Here is a 310-nt window from a genome sequence, read left to right on the forward strand (position 1 = left end):
GCTCGTTGACGGTGACCTGCGCGGTCCCGCGCACCACGATCCAGTGCTCGGAGCGGTGATGGTGCTTCTGCAGGGACAGCCGCCCGCCCGGCTTGACGATGATGCGCTTGACCTGGTGACGGTCGCCGTTGTCGACCGACTGATAGGAGCCCCAGGGACGATGCACCTTGATGTGGTTCTCGGTCACCTCGGGCGCGGCGACTTTCAGTTTCGCGACCAGTCGCTTCAGCCCGTTGGCGTCCTTCTGGCGTGACACCAGCACGGCGTCCTGGGTCGCGACCACGACGAGATCGTCGACGCCTTCGAGCGC

1 pseudogene is annotated in these 310 nt (G+C 66.1%); it reads right to left on the minus strand.

Annotation, left to right across the window (positions count from 1 at the left end):
• Positions 1–310, minus strand: a pseudogene (cpsB, locus tag FNJ47_RS46915) (mannose-1-phosphate guanylyltransferase/mannose-6-phosphate isomerase); the annotation flags it as partial.

It is taken from the genome of Bradyrhizobium uaiense (assembly GCF_010811875.1).
GTDB classification, from domain to species: Bacteria; Pseudomonadota; Alphaproteobacteria; order Rhizobiales; family Xanthobacteraceae; genus Bradyrhizobium; species Bradyrhizobium uaiense.